General features: G+C 59.0%; 17 protein-coding genes and 2 pseudogenes. 11 read left to right on the top strand and 8 right to left on the bottom strand.

Translation table 11 applies throughout. The features are described 5' to 3' along the window. Window positions 1-2: 2 nt before the first annotated feature. The 5 genes from ETEE_RS12765 to ETEE_RS12745 are packed head-to-tail and all read left to right on the top strand — an operon-like array spanning window position 3 to window position 3,669. The gene (locus ETEE_RS12765) at window positions 3-392 is read left to right on the top strand and encodes a phage GP46 family protein (RefSeq protein ID WP_051905128.1); all 390 of its coding nucleotides are present in this window, start codon (window positions 3-5) and stop codon (window positions 390-392) included. Then, complete coding sequence (locus tag ETEE_RS12760; RefSeq protein WP_034163784.1) at window positions 393-1,475, top strand: baseplate J/gp47 family protein; 1,083 nt, start codon at window positions 393-395, stop codon at window positions 1,473-1,475. Further along, window positions 1,466-2,011, top strand: coding sequence for a YmfQ family protein (locus tag ETEE_RS12755; protein ID WP_034171756.1), 546 nt, complete (start codon window positions 1,466-1,468; stop codon window positions 2,009-2,011). Before ETEE_RS12760 ends, ETEE_RS12755 begins: the two co-directional genes overlap by 10 nt. Next, window positions 2,012-3,142, top strand: coding sequence for a phage tail protein (locus ETEE_RS21935; RefSeq protein WP_227625188.1), 1,131 nt, complete (start codon window positions 2,012-2,014; stop codon window positions 3,140-3,142). Further along, window positions 3,139-3,669 (top strand): tail fiber assembly protein, encoded by a 531-nt coding sequence (locus tag ETEE_RS12745; RefSeq protein WP_269147511.1) that lies wholly within the window; start codon window positions 3,139-3,141, stop codon window positions 3,667-3,669. The genes ETEE_RS21935 and ETEE_RS12745 overlap by 4 nt, the downstream gene beginning before the upstream one ends. A gap of 31 nt (window positions 3,670-3,700) precedes the next feature. Here the strand turns inward: ETEE_RS12745 and ETEE_RS12740 are convergent, their stop codons facing one another. After that, the gene (locus ETEE_RS12740; RefSeq protein ID WP_034171949.1) at window positions 3,701-4,051 is read right to left on the bottom strand and encodes a tail fiber assembly protein; all 351 of its coding nucleotides are present in this window, start codon (window positions 4,049-4,051) and stop codon (window positions 3,701-3,703) included. After that, window positions 4,048-4,788 (bottom strand): hypothetical protein, encoded by a 741-nt coding sequence (locus tag ETEE_RS21320; RefSeq protein ID WP_144242823.1) that lies wholly within the window; start codon window positions 4,786-4,788, stop codon window positions 4,048-4,050. The genes ETEE_RS12740 and ETEE_RS21320 overlap by 4 nt, the downstream gene beginning before the upstream one ends. A 48-nt stretch (window positions 4,789-4,836) precedes the next feature. On the opposite strand from ETEE_RS21320, the gene ETEE_RS12730 reads away from it, so the two are divergent. From ETEE_RS12730 to ETEE_RS12720, 4 genes and pseudogenes are all read left to right on the top strand, one after another. Continuing rightward, the gene (locus ETEE_RS12730) at window positions 4,837-5,391 is read left to right on the top strand and encodes a recombinase family protein (RefSeq protein ID WP_034171766.1); all 555 of its coding nucleotides are present in this window, start codon (window positions 4,837-4,839) and stop codon (window positions 5,389-5,391) included. Between the two features lie 177 nt (window positions 5,392-5,568). After that, window positions 5,569-5,784, top strand: a complete 216-nt coding sequence (locus tag ETEE_RS20250) for a Com family DNA-binding transcriptional regulator (RefSeq protein ID WP_071881913.1) — start codon at window positions 5,569-5,571, stop codon at window positions 5,782-5,784. After that, window positions 5,732-6,445, top strand: coding sequence for a Mom family adenine methylcarbamoylation protein (locus ETEE_RS20245; RefSeq protein WP_034171767.1), 714 nt, complete (start codon window positions 5,732-5,734; stop codon window positions 6,443-6,445). The genes ETEE_RS20250 and ETEE_RS20245 overlap by 53 nt, the downstream gene beginning before the upstream one ends. 111 nt (window positions 6,446-6,556) lie before the next feature. Then, window positions 6,557-6,922: pseudogene (locus ETEE_RS12720) on the top strand (N-acetylmuramic acid 6-phosphate etherase); the annotation flags it as partial. A 44-nt stretch (window positions 6,923-6,966) separates the two neighbouring features. Here the strand turns inward: ETEE_RS12720 and ETEE_RS12715 are convergent. Beyond that, entirely contained in the window at window positions 6,967-7,455 is a 489-nt protein-coding gene (locus tag ETEE_RS12715) for a hypothetical protein (protein WP_034171768.1), read from the bottom strand. 174 nt (window positions 7,456-7,629) lie between these two features. Further along, a complete protein-coding gene (nfsB, locus tag ETEE_RS12710) occupies window positions 7,630-8,283 on the bottom strand; it encodes an oxygen-insensitive NAD(P)H nitroreductase (protein ID WP_034171769.1) in 654 nt (217 codons plus the stop codon). A gap of 218 nt (window positions 8,284-8,501) precedes the next feature. On the opposite strand from nfsB, the pseudogene ETEE_RS12705 reads away from it, so the two are divergent. Further along, window positions 8,502-9,220: pseudogene (locus ETEE_RS12705) on the top strand (helix-turn-helix transcriptional regulator). Between the two features lie 22 nt (window positions 9,221-9,242). Here the strand turns inward: ETEE_RS12705 and ETEE_RS12700 are convergent. From ETEE_RS12700 to ETEE_RS12690, 3 genes are all read right to left on the bottom strand, one after another. Beyond that, complete coding sequence (locus ETEE_RS12700; protein ID WP_034171770.1) at window positions 9,243-10,118, bottom strand: [formate-C-acetyltransferase]-activating enzyme; 876 nt, start codon at window positions 10,116-10,118, stop codon at window positions 9,243-9,245. Continuing rightward, on the bottom strand, window positions 10,084-12,381 hold the full coding sequence (locus ETEE_RS12695) for a formate C-acetyltransferase (RefSeq protein ID WP_034171771.1): 2,298 nt from the start codon (window positions 12,379-12,381) through the stop codon (window positions 10,084-10,086). Before ETEE_RS12695 ends, ETEE_RS12700 begins: the two co-directional genes overlap by 35 nt. A gap of 207 nt (window positions 12,382-12,588) precedes the next feature. Next, complete coding sequence (locus ETEE_RS12690) at window positions 12,589-13,752, bottom strand: serine hydrolase (RefSeq protein ID WP_034171772.1); 1,164 nt, start codon at window positions 13,750-13,752, stop codon at window positions 12,589-12,591. A 616-nt stretch (window positions 13,753-14,368) separates the two neighbouring features. On the opposite strand from ETEE_RS12690, the gene ETEE_RS12685 reads away from it, so the two are divergent. Continuing rightward, entirely contained in the window at window positions 14,369-15,385 is a 1,017-nt protein-coding gene (locus tag ETEE_RS12685) for an SLAC1 anion channel family protein (RefSeq protein WP_081926422.1), read from the top strand. Window positions 15,386-15,490: 105 nt separating this feature from the next. Here the strand turns inward: ETEE_RS12685 and ETEE_RS12680 are convergent, their stop codons facing one another. Continuing rightward, a complete protein-coding gene (locus ETEE_RS12680; RefSeq protein WP_034171773.1) occupies window positions 15,491-20,332 on the bottom strand; it encodes a hemagglutinin repeat-containing protein in 4,842 nt (1,613 codons plus the stop codon). Between the last annotated feature and the right edge of the window lie 6 nt (window positions 20,333-20,338).

Here is a 20,338-nt window from a genome sequence, read left to right as displayed (position 1 = left end):
CCATGAATGGCATGGATTTTTTGACGGATAACAGTGTGACCACGGATGTGATTATCTCTCTGTTTACCGACCGGCGAGCCGAGCCGTCTGATGCGCTCCCAGATGGCAGCCACGACCGACGCGGGTGGTGGGCAGACAGTTATCGCCGTCGTCCTATTGGTTCCCGTCTATGGCTATTGTCCCGCGAAAAGACGCTCACCTCAGTATTACGCCGGGCAAAAAATTATGCCGAAGAGGCACTGGCCTGGATGAAAACAGCGGGACTGATAACGGCACTACAGGTTGAGGCGACAGTGCCACGCCACGGTGTGCTGCATCTCGCTATCCGGTTAACACTGCCGGATGGAGCCATAACGCCATTTGTGTTTAAAGCAACATTCAAAGGGTTTTAAATGCCGTATCAACAACCGTCACTTTCACAGTTGATTATTCAAACGCAGCAGGATGTCGAGCAACACTTGCCTGGCTCTCTGCCGGGTTCACGTGAGACCACGGTGCACGCCATCGCTTATGCGCAGGCGGGGTTATCCGCAATGGAGCATGAGCATTTGGCGTGGATCAGTCGTCAAATTATCGCCTCAGATGCTGATGAAGATGAACTGCTAAAGCACTGCGCGTTCTGGGGCGTTATTCGCAAACAACCGAGTCGTGCCGCTGGCCCCGTCAATCTGGCTTACTATGATACGGCGAACCTCGCCGCTGATACACGGTTACAACGCGCGGATGGCGCACTGTTTCGCGTCAGTAAGGCTATCAGCGGTAATGCTGGTACTGTCCAGGCGGCGTTGGAGGCAGTCGAGCCGGGGTTAGCCGGAAATTGTCCCGAGGGGACAATATTAACATTCGTGACACCCGTTGCGGGGATCCAATCTGAGGCTATTGTCGCCCCCGGAGGATTAACCGGCGGCGCAAATGTCGAGTCTGTTGCAGAATTGCTCTCGCGTCTATTATTTCGAGTCCAGTACCCACCCAGCGGTGGCACAGCATATGACTATGTGCGTTGGGCACGCGAGGTCCCTGGTGTTACCCGTGCATGGTGCCTACCACGGCTGAATGGCGGAGGTTCAGTAGGTGTCGCATTTGTTCTGGATAATAACCCCGATATATTCCCAACTGAGACAGATATAAAACGAGTACAGGACTATATCGCAGGTCATCGTGATCCGGCTACGGGGTATATGACTGGGAGCCCTGAGGGCATTATCGTTAATATGGTGAAGCTGACGCCTAAGCGGGTTAACTTTCAAATTCGCATTGCTCCCAAGACACCAGAGAATCAGGCAGCAGTGAAAAAAGCGTTATCGACCCTGTTTTATAACGAGGCCAAGCCTGGGGATGTTATTTTTGTCTCGGCGTATGTGCGGGCGATCTCCGGTGTGATGACGCTGAATGATTTTGAGCTACGCTCACCGAGTGAATCCTCTAGTGCCAGTAACACGGAACTGCTAACGCTGGGAGAGATTACATGGTTATGACCCCCCATCAGCGGGCGTTAATGTTGTTGTTACCCGAAGGTAAGGCATGGAATAAAGCGCCAGAGGCATCGCTAGCATCGCTGTGTGGTGGGCTATCACAATCATCAGCACGAGTTAGCGAAGCGGGTCGCCAGTTATTACATGAGCGCTTCCCCAGTTCGGCTACGCTCCTGTTGACAGATTGGGAGCGATTTTTAGGGCTGCCCGACTGTGATATTGGCGATGCAGGCGTGGCCGAGCGACAAAACTATGCCGCCAATAAAATGCGCTTAAAGCCTAGTGTGAATCGGTATTTTTATATTGAGTTAGCTGCACAGTATGGTTTTCGCATCGAGATAACAACCGCGCCAGAGAGTCAATGGGTCAGTATTATCACGATAAAAGACCATATCACGTATAGAAATATGAATGTGCTTGACCATGTGCTCACCCCGCTGCGGGTTTATGACGCCGGGATACTGGAGTGTTTATTAAATCGTTATAAACCTGCATGGCAAGAGTTTCGTTATGTGTATGACGCACCGACGGAGAAGTAAATGTATTTTTTAGATAATAATAGCGGTATTGCGACTATGCCTCCGCTGTCGGCGGCACAAAGTACCACGCCACGCTGGTTTTCCGAAGGGGATGGCGCCAAGGGGATTAGTTGGCCTGGGCAAGACTGGTTTAACATCGTGCAAGCCGAGTTGCTCGCCATTTTGAACGTGGCAGGCCTGCGCCCGGATAAGAGCAAATTAAACCAGTTGGCACTGGCAATCAAAGTGATTGTGGGCAATGAGGCATTATTGAAAAATAACTGCCTGAGTGAAATTGCCCAAGCGGGTGCCGCTGCACAGAAAAAAGCACGGGACGCGCTGGGACTGGGCGCACTGGCAACAAAAGACAGCCTCGGGCCAGCGGATGTTAACGCGTTGGCAAAAGACCAGAATCTAAACGATGTGCCGAGCAAGGCCGAAGCCCGTAAAGCCCTTGAACTCGGGAATAGCGCTACCCGTAATGTCGGCACAACATCGGGTACGGTAGCCGCTGGTGATGATGGCCGTATTATCGGCGCGATGCAGAAAAACCAGCATGGTGCAGACATTCCCGATAAAGCGCGCTTTATCAATAACCTTGGTTTGCGAGAAACCATTAATCAGGCCGGTAATGCGGTGCCATCCACGCGCAGGATTAACAATCATCCATTGTCCAACGATATTACGCTAACCGCTGGCGATGTTTCGGCATTTGCCCTCGGGCCAACAGGGGAAGTAGTCGCTGATGCTAACTCCGTGCCATGGAATGCACCGAGCGGGATTTATGATGCATCGCTAGGTGACTCCTCAATCCTTATTCTTCATTTCAATATGGGCAGGGGAAGTTGTCCGGCAGTACAGTTTAAAGTGGCTTATAGAAATGGTGGTATCAGCTATCGTTCTGCTCGTGATGGCTATGGGTTTGAAAGTGGTTGGGTTGAACTCATGCCTAACACGAAAACAGTGCAGGATATTCGATTATCAGCTTGTGAGCGCTCCCAAATATGGCAGGGGTCAGGATATAGCGATCAGCCTCCGTATGTAATTACGGGGGTTGAAAATGGTAACCGCGATGACGTTCCCGATCAAGTCTACCGTCGAGCATTGCAAAAATTAATTAATGGAACATGGTATAACGTAGGGGGACTATGATGTTACATTTGAAAAATCTAACCCGATATGCGCCAGAAGCTGACGAGCAAAAAGAAATTGCTGAACAGTTTGAGGCTTTTTTTTGGCATGATGAATCAGGGCGAGACTGGTATCAAGCAATAGCACAATTTCAGCCAGATACTTTCAAAGTGAAATATCTCCCCGATGGGGTAATTTGCGCCATTAATAAAGATGCCAGTGCAATTTGTCCCGATGGTGGAAGTGTTGTCGAAATGACCTCATTACCCGATGGGGCGGATAGTGATGGTGAGTGGCAGTTTATTGATGGACGTATCGCTCATCGTACCTATACGTCCGATGAACTAACTGACCAGGCTGAACGGAAGAAACAAAGCCTACTGGCCAGAGCTGCAAAAGCTATCGCTCCATTGCAGGATGCAGTCGATCTAGGCGAAGCAACGCCAGAAGAGGAAGCAAGGCTAAAAGCCTGGAAAAAATTCCGAGTCAACGTCAACCGAGTAGACACCTCTCAATTGCCTGCAACATTTCCGCCTATACCAGAGTAACAGAGCGCCCGCATTATTGCGGGCGTAGCTTTTATACTGATGGTTTTACCGGCCATGACTCAGGCAGGCCGTCTGGGTCAACCGCTGCCACAGATTGTGCGTAGCGCATCCATTCTTTGAGCTTTTCTTTATCTGAGTCAAGAATAATGTTTAGGGCTAATTGAGTTTGCCATAACTTTGTGACTGTATCGATTTCAGCTAGTAGAGATGTTTTTTTAAGCGCAGCCTCTCTTATTAAATCCTCTTTTGTTGGTGGTGGATTAACGATGGATATCGCTTCATCCTCTGAAATGCGAATCAGGCCATCTTTGATGTATTCATCCTGTGAGCCATCAGCATCATAAGCGTATATAACATTATTGCTGTCTTTAAAATATTTCATCGTAACTCCACCCACTCTATTAGCTCTCCCCAGCCTTTGGCAATTGAAGCAACATATGAAGATCCTGGTGGCACTATGGCATTGGGATAAACCCATTGAATAGCGCCATTCACGTTTGCCGCGTCACCACCCGCAGCCTGGACACCATCTACATTTATGGATATTTCAGCATTGGCATCAATGCGAGCCTTTACTTTTACAATTATCGGTCTAGTCTGAGTATTTATATACGTGATGCCTATTTTTCGTGAAGATGTCATGACCTGATATGATTGGGAAATCCCGATTGCGTGATTAAACCTGGCATCATCCCCTGCCGCTACAGTTCCCGTAGCCGAGCCAATATTTTTTGAAGCTGAATCACCCAATCCTAACTCAGGATGCGTCGGTTTATTGACGCTGCTATATTGGACCACCCACATTTCATAACGGTCTACCCCATACCAGGTCTGTCTTGTCGCAATATGTCCCTTATGACTAATAAATAACTGTTCAATGGTGTTATCATTTTTGATAACTATCATCACCCCATAGCTATAAATTGGAGTTCCGTGAACCTTGGGGAAATCATCAACAGTGCTCGCATCATCAATGGAAATACTGTAAAACCCTGGAGTCGTGCAGCTCGCTAACAATTCACCATTACGTACCGTTTTAACAACTCTCTTTGAACATGCATCCTTTGCCAGATTGATGGTTTCTTGCAAACCAAGGTTATACAGAAACCTATCAGCCAAACGCTTACCGTTTAAAATAGCCTCTTTTACATCGTTGGAGGCACTCTCATGGCAAGGGTTGGCTACATCCGGGTATCAACAATCGACCAGAATGTGGATTTACAGCGCAACGCGCTCAATTGTGCAAATTGCGACCTAATTATTGAAGATAAAATCAGCGGAAAAACGGCTGTTCGACCTGGTTTAAAGCGCGCATTAAAGGTGCTAAAAACAGGTGATACACTGGTAGTGTGGAAGCTTGATCGGTTAGGGCGTAGCGTTAAAAATTTAGTTGAGTTGGTAACGGAGCTGCGTGAGCGAGGTATTGAGTTTTTAAGCCTAACTGACAGCATTGACACCAGCACGCCAATGGGGCGTTTTTTCTTTCATATAATGTCAGCATTGGCAGAAATGGAGCGTGAATTGATCATTGAGCGCACCCGAGCAGGTTTAGCTGCCGCTAGGGAAAAAGGCCGAATTGGTGGACGACCGCGAGCACTAACTCTCAATGAACAGGAGCAGGTGGGGCGTCTTCTCGCCAAAGGGTATTCATATAAACAACTTTCCCTACTGTACGACGTCGGTCTCTCAACATTGTATAAATACCACCCTGCAAAGAGATGAGCAATACACGATAATATCAACTCCTTTGTCATTTTAACATTTTTGGGGGATGTTGGCCAGTTGCCGAGGTGTGGTTGTTGATCGTTAAAACAAATTAATTCCCATGTTTCGATCATAAACACCGATCGATTGCTGATAGATTTTCTCGGTAACAACTGACTCGGGAGAGCCTATCACATGATTAGAGAAATCCGGTGCTGCCGCTGTAACCGGCTTCTGGCAAAAGCATCCTACGATTACATTCAGGTAAAATGCCCTCGCTGCAAGGCATTTAATGAGTTGAGGGTGGACAACCCCATACAGAGCACTACAGAGTGCCCCACGGAGAGAGAGAGAGACAGTGGGGATCAAAGCCAAAACATCAAAAATTATTACGCCCCCAAAAACGATTAAATACGGTGATACTGTCGTGGGGTATGGTTCAGATGAGTTACGTGTTGAAACCATACCCTGTTGGCTGGCACGCGTGATCATTGCTAATAAGCACTACAGTAAGCGGTTTGTGAATAACTCTTACCTGCACCTGGGGGTGTTTTCTGGACGTGAGCTAGTCGGAGTAATGCAATGGGGATATGCATTAAATCCTAACAGTGGCTCAAGGGTTGTTGAGGGGACGGGGAACCGTGAATACATGGAGTTAAACCGTTTATGGCTACATGATTGTATGCCGCGCAATTCAGAGTCCCGTGCCATTAGTTATGCCCTTAAAGCGATCAAGTTGCTATATCCCTGCGTAATGTGGGTTCAGTCCTTTGCTGATGAGCGATGTGGGCGATTTGGTGTCGTATACCAAGCGAGCAACTTTGATTACATCGGGTGCCATTATTCAACATTTTGGGAGCTGGATGGTGAGTGGTATCACGAGATAGCCCGCAACGCTATCTCCCGCGGAGGTAAACGCGGAGAGTACTTACGAGCCAACATTGGCCGAGCAACAGCGCACCGCTTTAAACAGTTCCGATACATTCGGTTTCTGAACAAGCGAGCACGAAAGCGGTTAAATGCAAAATTGTTCACTGTTCAGCCCTACCCGAAACCTGAAGCCACCTCGTAGGAGTGATTGATGTATAAATTAGCCGCTGTTTAGCGGCTAATTTGGTATCAAATGTTATTCTGATCGTCGGTTTGAGTTAGTATCAAATGATTTTCAAATCCGTATCAAATGATTTCGCGCGCTATAGGCCCCGAGGTGATTACCGGATCCTCGCGGATGAAGGCGGGAACGGCGCAGAAAATGATCCTGAACATGCTGAGCAGCGCGGCGATGATCCGCAGCGGAAAGGTCTATGGCAACCTGATGGTGGACGTAGAAGCGACCAACGCCAAGCTGGTCGAGCGCCAAATCCGCATTGTGATGGAGGCCGGGGAGTGCGATCGCGCCAGCGCCGTCGAGGCGCTGGAGCGCAGCCAGCGGCAGTGTAAAACCGCCATTGTAATGGTGCTGACCGGCCTGTCGGCCACCGAGGCGCAGGCGCTGCTCGACCGGCACCGGGGCTTTATCCGCCCGGCGCTGAATGAGCGCCCGGCCTGAGTCCACGCACGGCCGCGCCGCAGACGCCGGCGCGGACCAGAAGGCTACTGCAGCCAGGCGCGGATGATCCGCCCCAGCTCATCGATATCGCTATACAGATGATCGTTTCCGGCAACGCAGCGGCACTGCGCCGTCTCACCCACCAGCTGGGCCAACGCCTCATAGGATCCGAAGGGATCGGCCTCCTGCTGGATAATCAGCACCCGCTGGCGGGCGGTCAACGTCTGCAGCGCCCGGCGCTGCTCAGCGTTATACAGGGAGAGCGCCACGCCGATGAAGACGGTCTGACGCCCCTGCAGCGCCGGCGTCAGGACACAGGCCAGCGTACCGATAGATTTGGCCAGCAGCAGGTCGCACTGGCCGTGCGGCATATGCGTCAGCTCGGCCTGCAGATCGAACGCCGCCTGCGGCTGCCGCCAGGCGGCGAAACGGTGCACCTGCAGATCCAGCGCGGGCACGTGCAGCGCGTGTGCCACCTCGGCTATCCACTCCTGGGTTGCGGGCACCTTGCCCGGAATTGCGATCGCTTTCATTGCTCTTCCCCTTATCCAGTCAGACGCCCCGGCGGGACGCGATTCTCTCCGTTATAGCGCGATTGTCTGTCGCTGTCCTCCCGGCGGGGAAAATGTCTGACAAAAAGGCGCAGCGGCTAAAATGTCGCGTCGGGGCGACCGCCCCCACGGCGGCAGGGGCGAGGGAAAGGCGTCTCAGCACTCGGTCAGGATCTCTGACAGCGGCAGACGAGACTTGGGCAGCGCGGCGTTAAAGTCCTCTGCGCTGCGGTAGCCCAGCGCTACCAGCGCCACGCTGGTCAGCCCCTGCTGCGACAGGCCGAACTCGGCATCCAGCGCGGCGCTGTCAAACCCTTCGATCGGCACGGCGTCAATCTTCAGCGCCGCCAACCCCAGCAGAAAGTTACCCAGGTTAAGATAGACCTGCTTGGCCATCCACTGCCCGGCGTCCTGCAGCGTATCGCGGTGCAGGGCGGCAAAGTAGGCGCGCCCTGTATGCTGCGCCGCCATCGCCTGCGGCGTCGCAAAGCGGCCATCGTCCTGCTCCTGCTGCAGCAGATGCTGCAGATAGGCTTCATCTATCTCCGTTTTCGCGCAGAAGACCACGACGTGCGATGCCTCCAGCACCTTACGCCGGTTGAACTCATAGGTGCCCACCGTCGCGCTGGCAACGCGCGCCTTACCGGCATCGCTGCCCGCCAGAATAAAGTGCCACGGCTGGGAATTGGTGCTAGAGGGGCTCAAACGCAGCAGCGCCTTGACGCTGTCGAGATCGCCGTGGCTGATTTTCCGCTCGGCGTCAAACACCTTGGTTGAGTAGCGGGATAGCGCCGCTGAAATGATATCCATCGAGAGACTCCTGGTTGAACGAATGATGACCCCTCCGGCGCCCTGATCCGCCGCGGGAGGACATTCAGACTATCCTGTTTATTCCGCCGCCAGCAAGGACAATCCTGGCGGTCATCCCCCGTCGCGGCGGGCTTGCCTCCCCCTCTGGCGCAACGGATAATCGGAGAGGATCCGGCCGGCCTCCCCGCCCGCCGGCGTTTGCCCCATGGAGAAACCCGATGCCTCTGGAGATAGCCCCGGCGCTGAGCCGCCTGCTGGAGGATCGCCTGGCGCTGGGACAGATCCTGTTCGCCAGCGCCCTCTCCGCGCCCGCGCAGCCGCCGCGCCTGGAGATCGCTATCGCCGGGAACCTGCTGCGCCGCGCTGCTGACCCTGCTGTTTGCCAAGCAGCGGATCGTTCTGACCCTGTGGCAGTGGGATGGCACGCAGCTCCAGCGTCGGCAGCAGACCCAGATCGCCCGGCGCGGGCCGCGTACCGGCACCTTTCTACTGCAGGCGCTGAACGAGCAGGCCATGCAGCCCGCCGTCCAGACGACTGCGCGGCTGACCGTCTGCGCGCTGCTCAGCCACTGCACTGACCTGCTGGCGGGCCACCTGCGCGCCGCGCAGCCAGGCGCTGTTGAACGCCATTCGCGACTATATCGACGGCCACTACATGAACGCCCTGAGCCGCGACGCCGTCGCCCGGCGCGCGCCCAACTACCTCTCACAGCTGTTTCAGCGCGCCGACGGCGGCGGTTTTAATCACTATCTGAATCACGTTCGCCTTGAACAGGCCAAGACGCTGCTCAAGGAGTATGAGATGACCATCAAGGCGATCGCCCACGCCTGCGGCTACGACGACAGCAACGACTTTTGCCGCCTGTTCCGCCAGCGCACCGAACGTACGCCGAGCGAATATCGCCGCCAGTACCATAGCCAGAGAGACGCGCCATAGCGGCGGCTCGGCGCCGCACCGATTAGCCGCCAACCCTCACCCGATAGCCCGCCGCCTCGGCCATGCTCCGCAGCGGGACGATCTGCTCCGGCGTCGGCGCCGGCGTCCCCTGCATCGCCCAGCGCTGGCCGAGCAGCCGGTACTTGCCTTCGCCGTAGCGGTGAAACGGCAGCAGGTGTAACTCGTCGATCCCCAGCGGCGCCAGCGCGTCGAGCGCCCGCCGCAGATTCTCCCGTGACAGGGTATAGCCGGGGATCAGCGGCAGCCGCGGGATCACCCGGATCCCACGCTGACGCAGCAGGCGCAGATTATCCAGCGCCCGCGGCAGATTCAGGCGCAGCAGCTGCGCCGAGCGCCCGGCATCCATGATCTTGAGATCGAACAGCACCTCATCGCACAGGCTGGCCAACGACAGCAGCCGCGAGGCGGGCCCATCCCCCGCCGTCTCCAGCGCGCAGCGCACGCCCAGCCGGCGCAGGCGCGTCAGAAAGCGGGTGGCGAAGGCCGCCTGCAGCAGCACCTCGCCGCCGGACAGCGTCACTCCGCCGCCGGAGCTGCGGAAAAAGACGGCGTCCTTCATCACCTCCGCCTCCAGCTGCGCCAGGGTCACGATCCGGCCAATACGCTCCATGGCGCCAGAGGGGCACTCATCGGCGTCGTTCAGGCAGGGGGTACAGCGCAGGCACCGCTGCTCGCGGCGCACCGTCTGCGGCGCGGGGGAGAGCGACTCAGGATTGGCGCACCACGGACAGCGGTGCGGACAGCCTTTAAAAAAGACCACGCTGCGGATCCCGCGCCCGTCGTTCAGCGAATAGCGCTGCACGTTAAAGATGCACGCCGTCTCCCCGGCGGCGCGGGCCGTCTCACAGCGGGTGGGCGGTACGGCGGATAATGTCATCCTGGATCTCCCGCGACAGCTCAACAAAAAAGGCGCTGTAGCCCGCGACGCGCACCACCAGCCCGGCGTACGCCTGCGGGCGCCGCTGCGCCGCGCGCAGGGTCTCGGCGCTGACCACGTTAAACTGGATATGCTGCAGCTTCAGTTTGCTGAAGGCATGTAGGAAATCGGCCAGCTTATTCAGTCCCGCCTCGCCCTCCAGCGTCGCCGGGGTAAACTTCACGTTCAGCAGCGTGCCGTTGGAGAGCAGGTAGTTATCCAGTTTACTGACCGACTTCAGCACCGCCGTCGGCCCCTGACTGTCCTGACCGAGCATCGGTGACAGGCCGCCGTCGGCCAGCTGCTCGCCGGCCAGCCGGCCATCCGGCGTCGCCCCGACCACCGCCCCCAGGGGAATATGCGCCGAGACGGTGTAGGAGCCGGGCGTAAACTGTCCGCCACGCGGATTACGGTATTTCTCCACCTCTTTACAGTAAAAACGCAGCAGATCGGCGCTGATATCGTCCACGCGATCGATATCGTTTCCGTACTTCTCGAAACGGTTGATCAGCCGGGCGCGGATCTGCGCGCCGTCGGGCGTCGCGAAGTTGGCCTTCAGCTGCGCCAGCAGCTGATCAAAGCTGAGGCGCCGCTGCTCAAACACCATGCCGCGCAGGGCGTGCAGCGAATCGCCCAGGTTGGCGATACCGATCCCCTGCACCCCGGAAAAATTGTAGCGGGCGCCGCCGTCGGTGATATCGCGTCCCTTGTCGAGACAGTCGCTGATAAAAGCGGAGAGCAGCGGCACCGGCGCCCAGTCGCGGTGACCGATATCACAGATATTGCTGCCCTCGACCATCAGCCGAATATAGTGGCGGATCCGCTCGCGGATCTGCGCCAGCAAATCCGCGTAGCTCAGGGCGGCGTTACCCTCGTTATCCAGCAGCACCAGCTCCATCACCTTGAGCAGATTAAACATGGCGATATCGTGCAGCCCGTAGGTCTTGCCAGGAATGGACAGCTCGACGCACCCGACCACCGCATAGTCCCGGGCATCCTCCAGCGACACGCCGCGGTTGAGGAAGGCCGGAACCACCACCTCGTCGTTGAAGATCTGCGGAATACCGGTGCCCAGACGAATGGTTTCGGCACTCTTTAGCAAAAACGCCCGATCGATCAGCTCGTTGATCCGCACCCCGAGGTTGGGCTGCGGCAGACAAACCTCCTGGTACGCCGCCAGGCAGGCGAAGGAGAGCGGATTGACCGCGCTGCGCCCGGTGGCGCTCAGGCCGCCCAGCAGGGCGGTATAGCCGGTCGGGAAGCCGGCAAAATAGCGCGCGCTGCCGCTGGAGCGCAGCAGCACCACATCGTTACACTTCACCCACAGCGCCGCCAGCAGCGTCTGCAGCTGCGAGGCACTCTCGCCCTGCGCCAGGGAGGCCTGATAAAACGGCAGCATATACTGATCAAACCGCCCCAGGGACAGCGAGCTGGCGTTGGACTCATACTGCAGGATCACGTTGAAGTACCAGAACAGCTGGCAGGCCTGGCGGAAATCCTGCGGCGCCTCGTGGACATTATGACGCGATATCGCCGCAATCTGCAGCAGCTCCGCGCGCCGCGCCGCGTCGCGACACGCGGCGGCCATCACCTCGGCCAGCGTCGCATAGCGCAGAATATGGCGCTGCGCCGCCCGCATCACCAGCAGCGCGGCCCGGTAAAAGTCGCTGTGCGGCGCCCGACGGCAATCCGCATCCAGGCGGGCGATCAGCGCCGACAGGCCGTGCTGCAGCAGGTGCGGGTAGTCAATAATGATATGCCCCTGCCCTTTATCGGTCTGGTTGATGCTAAAGATCTGACTGGCGGCGGCGCGCTGCACCGCCTCCGTCATCTGCGCGTTGATAAAGTCCTTCATTGAGCGCCCCGCCCAGTAAGGGTAGAGCGTCTCGCGGTACAGGCGTTTATCCTGCTCGTCGATCTCAAAGCGATCCTGCGGCCGCTGGGAAAAGGTCTCCAGCTCCTCCAGCAGCCAGTAGGGGTCCATCTCCGGGGAGACGATGCCGGCGCGCGGCTGCACGGTACGGTTGCCGGCCACGATCTCATCCTCGCGGATGGCGATCGCCACGTTATCCAGAATATGGGCGGTCGCCAGGGCACGGCGCACGATCACCGGCTCCCCCTCCGTCTGCCGGTGGCTGTCGGTATACAGCAGCGCCCGCTCCAGAGAGATGGCCCGGGGCTGGGCGAACAGCGCGGCCTTTAAACGCGAGATACGGTTTGGCATAGCGATCTCCTTGCAGACGGATGCAGATACGGTACGCCCGCGGGTGCGGGCAATCTGCGCTCACAATAGGCAATCGGCGCGCGCGCCGACAGGAGAGAAAAGCCTCATTTACTGGATTTTTGTATGCTGCTGGTAAAAATGGGATCTGCCTCAACTATTGGCGACAATGACCGCCGCGCAGACAGCGTGGGTCTGGGCTACGCCCCTTCAGCCGATCTTAATCGCGATATAGTCCTCCAGGCGGGAGAACCACCCGGCCTCGGCGACGGGGGTCAGCGTTCGCAGCGCATAGCTGCCGATCTTCTTGCCGCCGTACAGGTAGTCCACCTGCCCGACCACCTCGCCCTTCGCCAGCGGCGCCTTCAGATAGTCATGGCTTAGGGTGTACTCCACCTTCACGTCGCGCAGCTCGCCCTTCGGCAGGGTGTAGTAAATATCCTGTGGGTTGCCCAGCGCCACGGTCTGCTGCTGGCCATAGCGCACCTGCTGACGGGTCACCGCTTTATCGCTGGCCGCCAGCTGCACGGTTTCAAAGTTACGATCGCCCCACAGCAGCAGTTTCTTTGCCTGCTCCTCTCGCCCCCGGCTGCTGTCGGCCCCCATCACCACGGCGATCAGACGCTGACCGCGCGCGTCAACGCTGGTGGCCACCAGATTGAAGCCGGCGCTGGCGGTATGGCCGGTCTTCATCCCGTCCACGTGCAGATCCTGATCCCACAGCAGCCCGTTACGGTTGTTCTGGGTCACCCCGTTCCAGCTCAGGCTCTTTTCCGCATAAAAATGGTAGTAGGGCTGCTCATGGGTAATGATGGCGCGGGCCAACAGCGCCAGATCGCGCGCGCTGCTGTACTGCCCGGGCGCATCCAGACCGTGCACCGTTTCAAAGTGGGTATTCTGCAGGTGCAGCGCATTGACATAGGCGTTCATCTGACGGACAAAATCGGCCTGATCCCCGCTGACATAGTCAGACAGGGCAACGCAGGCGTCGTTGCCGGAGTCAATGATGATCCCGCGGATCAGATCGCTGACCGTCGCGTGATCCCCCGGCTTGAGGAACATCAGCGACGATCCCTTAAACAGCGGATTACGGGTCGCCCAGGCGTCATCGCCGATCGATACGCGATCGTTGAGCCCGATCCGCCCCTGATCCAGCGCCCGCTCCACCACGTAGTTGGTCATCAGCTTGGTCAGACTGGCCGGGTTACGCCGGGCATCCGGGTTCCCGGCGGCCAGGATCTGTCCGGTCTGGGCGTCCATCAGTACCCAGGAGGCGGCATCGATATGGGGCGGCACCAGAGGAAAGGCCATCTGTGCCTGGGCGGCACCGGCAAGCAGTAAGAGGGCCAGCGGGATTTTGGCAACTGTATTCAAAGCGTTTCCTCATTCAGATATCGTCGTTACGCGCGGGCATATGCCATGCCGCGCCGCCCGCCCGCGCAGAGGGGGGAGGGCGCGGCTATTCTTAACAAAAGCCGCCGGCCGTAGCGTCAATAAATGTAAAAAAAACAATTCAGTTGGTGAAAGTTGTAATAAAAAACACGGAGAAGAATACACAAGGCCAATAATGCAAAAAAATAATAATACCAGGCCATGATCGTCGGCCACGCCATCCCGCGCCCAGCGGGCTATGACGCTGGGTGGCGGCACCGCGCGACATCCGCCGGGGCGCACGGATCAGGCGTCTAGCGACTGATGCCCCACCACACGCTGAGAATCAGGCGCCGCATCATAACCCTTTATTTAAATATTGCACTGTGCACCACGCGCAAATAATTGCTTTAGCGTCTCTGAGTTCAGAAAAATAGATTAATTAAATACAGCATTTGTCTTTATTGCGCTATTCGGCTAGGCTTGCCAAAATAATACACTGATGGCATATAAAATATATTTCCATAAACAATAATACAGGCAATATCTGCCCCACTCATCGTCCTATTCCTATTTCTATTCCTATTCCGAAATAACAGAAAATACCGTGGAGTCATTTATGGCACAAACAGAAGATACCCTGGCCGCGCTGGGTTCGCCGGTTAACGCCGCGCGGCGGAGCCCTTTAGACCACCTGCCCGTTGCGCTGTTTGGCAGCGTGATGGGGCTTGCGGGCCTCGCCGCCGCCTGGCAGCTGGCTGGGCGACTTTTTGGGCTGCCCCACTGGATTGCCCAGGGAATTGGGCTGTTCGCGCTCTTGGTCTTTGTCGTGCTGAGCGTCGCTTACATCATCAAAATCATCGGTAGCCCCGCCGTCGTCAGCGCTGAGTTTCGCCATCCGATAGCCGGTAACCTATTCGGCACGCCGCTGATCAGCCTGTTGCTGCTACCGATGATCATCGCCGACTACTGCCTGCCGCTGGCGCGGGCCGTGTGGGCGATAGGCGCCGTCGGCATGGTGTGGTTTGCCTGGTTTAGCGTAACGCGCTGGCTGTCCCAGCGTCAGCAGACGGCGCATGCGACACCGGCGTGGATGGTGCCGGTTGTCGGGCTCATCGACCTACCGCTGGCCATGCCTGCGCTGCAGCTGCAGACCTATCCGCAGATGATGATGTTTGCCCTGGCCATCGGGCTGTTCTTCGCGCTGCCGCTGTTTACCCTGATCCTCTCCCGCCTCCTGTTTGACACGCCGCTGCCCGTTGCGCTGCAGCCGTCACTGTTGATTTTACTAGCCCCCTTTTCCGTCGGATTCTCATCTTATGTCACCACTCTTGGGCAGGTCGACGCGTTTGCCGATGCGCTGTACATGCTGACGCTCTTTCTGCTGTGCGTACTGATAGGCCGCGTCCAGAATCTGCCGCGCACCTGTCCTTTTCGCCTGTCATGGTGGTCGGTCGGTTTTCCGCTGGCCTCCAGCGCGGGCAGTGCGCTGCGCTATGCAGCCCATCACCCCGGCCCGATCAGTCAGGGGATCGCCCTGCTGCTGCTGGCTGTGGTTTCGCTGCTATTGCTGTGGATGGTGGCTTACACCGTGCATGGCATCGCGCGTGGGCGCCTGCGCACGCTGGCCGGCTGAGGTTTATCCGCGCTAAAAACGGCGGCCCGCAGGCCGCCGCTGATGAAGGATAGCGTCGCCGCTATCCGGTTTACTGTTTACTGTTTACTGTTTACTGTTTACTGTTTACTGTTTACTGTGGACCCCGCTCTGGCTGCTCTCCGGATGGCTCTCCGTCGAGACGCTCAGGGGCAGCTCACCCTGAGTGACCAGCTTGTTAGCCACCTCGGTCAAGCCACCGACGCTCAGCGGAAGCGCACCCTTACCGCTGCCCTGATAGCGGTGTCCCACCAGATCGCGCTGTACCACGCGGCTACCGTTCAGATCGACCTGTCCCGCCTGGCTCTCGATCGTCGCGCCGGTCAGGTCGCTCTCCCCGTCAACCCGTAGCGTAACGCCCTGCTGGCCGGAGAGTCCGGACTGCTGCGTAACCGACAGGTTATCCACCCGCTTGCCCTCCGCCTGCAGCGATCCCTGCGCGCCGGGGGCGCCGGTCAGCGATGATTTCACCCCGTTACCGGCGCTGCGCGCTGCGCGATCCCACAGCGCCCCCTGCGGCTTCTCACCGGCCAGCGTCTCCGGCAGCGTCACCGCCTCATTCGCCTTGTTAAAGCTGACGCTGCCGGTGGTGTCCTGGCGTTTATCCAAACGGCGTACCGCACCGTTATATTCGTCGCTCACCTTATCGCTGACCTTGTCGATGGCGCCCTCCAGCTTGTCCTGTACCTTGCCGGCGAGATGCGGCGTCGCGATTTTGGACAGCTTCGCCGTCTTGCTGGCCCCCTCATCATTGCTGTGGCTGAAGGTCAGCCCGGCGTTAACCTGCGTACTGCGCTCGCTGTCCTGGCGGCTCTCCAGACGCAGATCGCCGCCCACCTCGCCGCCGATACGCTGCGCATCGACCCGCGCGCCGGCCAGCGACGTATCCCCCTGGCTGGATATCGTGACCTGATTATCGGCCTGGATCTGGCTGTTCTGCTGCGTCGTCTGTGCCTGCCGATCGACGTCCACCTTGAGCCCCGTATTCAGAGTATGGCGATTCTGACGGCTGGCCGGATCGACCTGCCCCTGAGCGTCCTTGCTCACGCTCTGACGGCCGGACAGGCCGCCCGAGGCATCGATGCCCCAATTGTTTTTCTCTTGAACGTTGCTGGCCGACTCCAGCACGATTCCGCCCTGTTTCGCACTCAGCGCGACATCGTGCCCCGTGACCCGCGCCCCCTGCAGATGCAGCGCATCATTATCCTGCGCGCCGGCGCTCAGGGTGACGTTGGCACCGCTGACGCGCGCGCCCTGTGCCGTCGTCTGCTGCTCATTTTGCATCGCCACCTTGGCCTTGGCCCCCACCGAGCCTCCCCGGCTATCGGCGCTGTCGCTGCTGCCGCGGCTGGCGCCGCCGCTCAGCTCGCCGGACCACAGGCTGCCCTGCTGACGGCGCGCGGAGTCCGCCTGGCCCAGATCCAGTTTTTCATCGGCCTTGAGGGTAACATCCCCTTGGCTGCTGACCTCCGTGCCCTGCAGCGTCAGGGAGCCTGCGCTGCTCAGGGTCACACCGCCGTCGGCGCGGACCTGCGCCGTATGCGCCTGAGTTTCACTCTGCTGGCCGTTATCCTGCCCGCCGCCCAGCGCCGCGCTGCCGCTGTTGCTGCCGCTCATATCGCCGCTGAGACGGGCGTGGGCATCATAGCCGGCGTGGCTGACGCTGTGGCTGTCCGTCGCCTGATCCAGCCGCAGATCGCCCCCGCTGTTGAGCTGCACCTTGCCACGGCCGCCGTCCAGCGCCGTTCCCTGATAGCGCCCCTCCTGTCCCAGCTGGATATCGATGCCATTCGCCGCCTGCACCTTACCGGTCTGCGCCGTCACGTGCTGCGCCTGGCTGCTGCGATTCTCGCCCTGCCCACGGGCAGTACCGCCGATATCCTTGCCGGTCGTGGTGTAGATGCGCAGGCTAGCGCCGCCATTAACGTCGTCACTCTGGCTGCTGCGGCTGTCGCTGGCGGTGTCAAAACGATGGCTATCCGCCCGCAGGCTGACGCCGCCGTCGGTAGCCCGGTATTGCGTTCCCCGGTCATGCACCTCGTCACGCGCCGTGACCTGAATGGCCCCTGCCTGGATCTGCGTGGTCTGCGCCGTGGTATCGCTGCTGCTCTGCGTATGGGTGCCCCCGCTGGCGGCGACATCGATCCCCAGATTCGGCTTGCCGATGGTGCCAATCTCATTGACTACGCCGTTGGCGTCCAGGCTAGCGCCTTTCTTCACCGCCCCCTCCAGCGGGCGGGTCACCGCGCTGTAGTCGACGCTCGCACCCGCTTCGCCATGGACCTGGGTCTGTTGGCTGCGGCTGCTGTCGCGGTTGTGGGCCTCCAGATGCTCTACGCTGGCGGCCTGCTCCCGGTAGACGCCGCCGGCCTGGTGGTGCGCCCCCTGCTGCGTCAGCTTATCCGTCGCCGTAATGGTCAGATTACCGCTGACGTTACTGCTGCTGCCCTGCGCCCGGATCTGCTCACTTTGCGTATCGCTGTGGCTATAGTGTCCCTCATAGCCGCTGCCGGCCTTATCAATACCGGCGGTGTAGTACATTCCGCCCCCCGCCTGAGTCTGACGGGTATGGCTGGTTTTGCTCTCCTCGGCGCTCACGAAGGCGACGTTCTTACCGCTTATCTGCGCATCGCCCGCATCGGCCTGCAGGTGCGCGCCGCTAAACACCACGTCATCTCCCGCCGTCACCTCGACGCTGCCGCCGCGGAGCTGGCTGCCCCGATGCGTCACGCTGCGGCTCTCCTCCTGCCGTGAGGTGTGCTCAATGCCAACCCCGGCGCGATACTGTTTATCCCCCTGCGCCTTGGCATACGCCGTCACCTGTAGCGAGGTACTCTCTTTCTCCAGCGTATCCACGCCGGCCGCCGACGCGACATCGACCCGACCACCGGCCTGCAGCGCCAGCTTTCCGTCGCTCTCCACCCGGCTGCCGTTGACCTGAATATCGCGGGCGCTCTTCACCCGCAGGTTCACGTCCGACGCCAGCTGGCTGCCGCGCACCTGCTCATGGCTCTCGGTGCGCTTCTCCGAGGCGGTGGTGATGTTAAAGGCGCCGCCGCGGCGGCTGTTATCCTGCTCACGCGTCGTGTTCACCACCCGATCGATAATCACGTCGCCGCGCTGGGACTGCACCACGCCGCCGCGTCCGCCGTGCGCCCGGCTGCCGCTGATCGTCACATCCTGCCCGGCCGAGATCGTCAGCTGGCCGCCGCTCTCGACCTCACTGGCCTGGCTGCGCTCCTGGCTATGATTGTTGTCCCGCTCGCCGCCGCCGCCGATCCCGCCCCAGTAGGTATGGTTGTCGATCTCGGTCTTACGGTTGGCGACGTTCTGCACCGTCAGGTTAACGTTCCCCGCCGCCGCGATCCCGGCGTCGTTATTCGCCCGGATCTGCGCCGCCTGGGCGCTGAGATCGCCGCCGGCCTCCAGACTCAGATCGTGCCCGGCGCGCAGGCGTGTCTGATGCAGACGCTCCTCGCTGCTGCGCTGACTCCAACGCCCGCTGTTCAGCGCGGCGCCCTCGTTGCGCTTATACCCCGTCAGCTGATGCTCATCGCGCTCCTGTATACCACTCAGCGCCACGTCCCCCTTCGCCTTCAGGCGCAGATCCTGGCCGGCGCTGACCTCGCTGCCCTGCAGCCGCAGATCGCCGTGCGTCGCGCTGAGGCTGGCGTTATGGCGCGCATCGATACGCCCCGCCACCGTACGCTGCTGGCTGTCGCTGCGCGTTTCATCGTGCTGCCAGGAGTAAAACCAGCGATTATCGGTCTGTTTCTGCTCCTGCGTCAGCGACGCGCCATCCAGCAGCACCTCCCCGCCGGCGATCGTCACATCATCACCGCTGATATCCGTGGCGGTCAGGTGGTTGCTCTCCGCCGCCACCAGGCTCAGGTTCTTGCCGCTGAGCACCGTGCGCCGGTAGCTCTGCTCCCGGCGGCTATCGCTGGCGTGGATCCCGCCGCGGTAGTTCTGGTAGTTATCCTTGCCCTCCCGCTGCTCATCGCGCTGGGACAGGGTGCCCTCGGCGCGCAGCGTTCCCGCCTGCAGCGAGATATCGCCGCCGCGCAGCTCCGCGGACTGCAGGGTCAGACGATCCTTCGCCGCGACCGAAATCCCCTGATCCGCCTGCAGGCTGCCCGCCAGCTTCACCCCGCTGCCGGCGGCGGTGTTGATGATGCGGATGCGCCCGGCCTGCATGCTGCCCAGATAATAGCTGTCTAGCGCCGTGCCATTGACGCCCGCGTCGATCTGGTGGAGATCGCGCGTTAGACGGTTATTGCCGCTGACGGCGTTGATCTCGCGGGCGCTGACCGCACCCGCGCTCTCAATGCGCGGCGCCACCAGATCCAGCACGCTGTCCGTCGACAGCCCGCCCGTGCCGATCTGCAGACGATTGCCATTGTTCAGAGTCGAATAGGCGCTGAGCGCTCCCCCCTCGACCAGCGGATTACCCACCACCAGCGCCGATCGGGTCGTGTTGATAAAGCCGCAGCCGTCGCAGGTGATGCCGTTGGGGTTAGCCAGCACGTAGTCCGCCGCCATGCCGAACACCTCTTGCTGCCCCAGCAGCAGAGAGGGGTTACGGCTGATCACCTCGTTCAGGATCACGCTGGCACTCTGCCCGTGCAGGTTAGGGTTGGCCGCCAGCGCGCCGGCCAGCTGAGACTCGCCCCCCGTCAGGGCGTTGTTGAATACCGCGCCGGGACGGTTAACGTTAAAATCCTGATATTGGTTATGGGACAGCCCCCGATCCGTCGGTGTGACGATATTGACCACCTGGGCTCCGCTGGGCGCCGTCGCCACGCCGGGGCCAAGCGCCCCGCCATCCGACACAATATTGCCGGCAAAGCTGCTGCAGGCGACAAAGGAGATGGCGATGATGGTCGCCAGTCGCCCCGCCGAAGAGAGTTTAAAATGTTGATATGCCATAGAGGT

The sequence above is a fragment of the Edwardsiella anguillarum ET080813 genome (genome assembly GCF_000264765.2).
GTDB classification, from domain to species: domain Bacteria; phylum Pseudomonadota; class Gammaproteobacteria; order Enterobacterales; family Enterobacteriaceae; genus Edwardsiella; species Edwardsiella anguillarum.
This window is presented reverse-complemented; position numbering and strand designations above follow the sequence as displayed.

Excerpts from the sequence above, each read along its gene's own strand:
- nfsB (WP_034171769.1), bottom strand. The coding sequence starts at position 8,283 with ATGGATATCATTTCAGCGGCGCTATCCCGCTACTCAACCAAGGTGTTT.
- ETEE_RS12730 (WP_034171766.1), top strand. The coding sequence starts at position 4,837 with ATGGCAAGGGTTGGCTACATCCGGGTATCAACAATCGACCAGAATGTG.
- ETEE_RS12685 (WP_081926422.1), top strand. The coding sequence starts at position 14,369 with ATGGCACAAACAGAAGATACCCTGGCCGCGCTGGGTTCGCCGGTTAAC.
- ETEE_RS12700 (WP_034171770.1), bottom strand. The coding sequence starts at position 10,118 with ATGACATTATCCGCCGTACCGCCCACCCGCTGTGAGACGGCCCGCGCC.
- ETEE_RS12745 (WP_269147511.1), top strand. The coding sequence starts at position 3,139 with ATGATGTTACATTTGAAAAATCTAACCCGATATGCGCCAGAAGCTGAC.
- ETEE_RS12695 (WP_034171771.1), bottom strand. The coding sequence starts at position 12,381 with ATGCCAAACCGTATCTCGCGTTTAAAGGCCGCGCTGTTCGCCCAGCCC.
- ETEE_RS12760 (WP_034163784.1), top strand. The coding sequence starts at position 393 with ATGCCGTATCAACAACCGTCACTTTCACAGTTGATTATTCAAACGCAG.
- ETEE_RS12740 (WP_034171949.1), bottom strand. The coding sequence starts at position 4,051 with ATGAAATATTTTAAAGACAGCAATAATGTTATATACGCTTATGATGCT.
- ETEE_RS20250 (WP_071881913.1), top strand. The coding sequence starts at position 5,569 with ATGATTAGAGAAATCCGGTGCTGCCGCTGTAACCGGCTTCTGGCAAAA.
- ETEE_RS12680 (WP_034171773.1), bottom strand. The coding sequence starts at position 20,332 with ATGGCATATCAACATTTTAAACTCTCTTCGGCGGGGCGACTGGCGACC.
- ETEE_RS12755 (WP_034171756.1), top strand. The coding sequence starts at position 1,466 with ATGGTTATGACCCCCCATCAGCGGGCGTTAATGTTGTTGTTACCCGAA.
- ETEE_RS12715 (WP_034171768.1), bottom strand. The coding sequence starts at position 7,455 with ATGAAAGCGATCGCAATTCCGGGCAAGGTGCCCGCAACCCAGGAGTGG.
- ETEE_RS12765 (WP_051905128.1), top strand. The coding sequence starts at position 3 with ATGAATGGCATGGATTTTTTGACGGATAACAGTGTGACCACGGATGTG.
- ETEE_RS21935 (WP_227625188.1), top strand. The coding sequence starts at position 2,012 with ATGTATTTTTTAGATAATAATAGCGGTATTGCGACTATGCCTCCGCTG.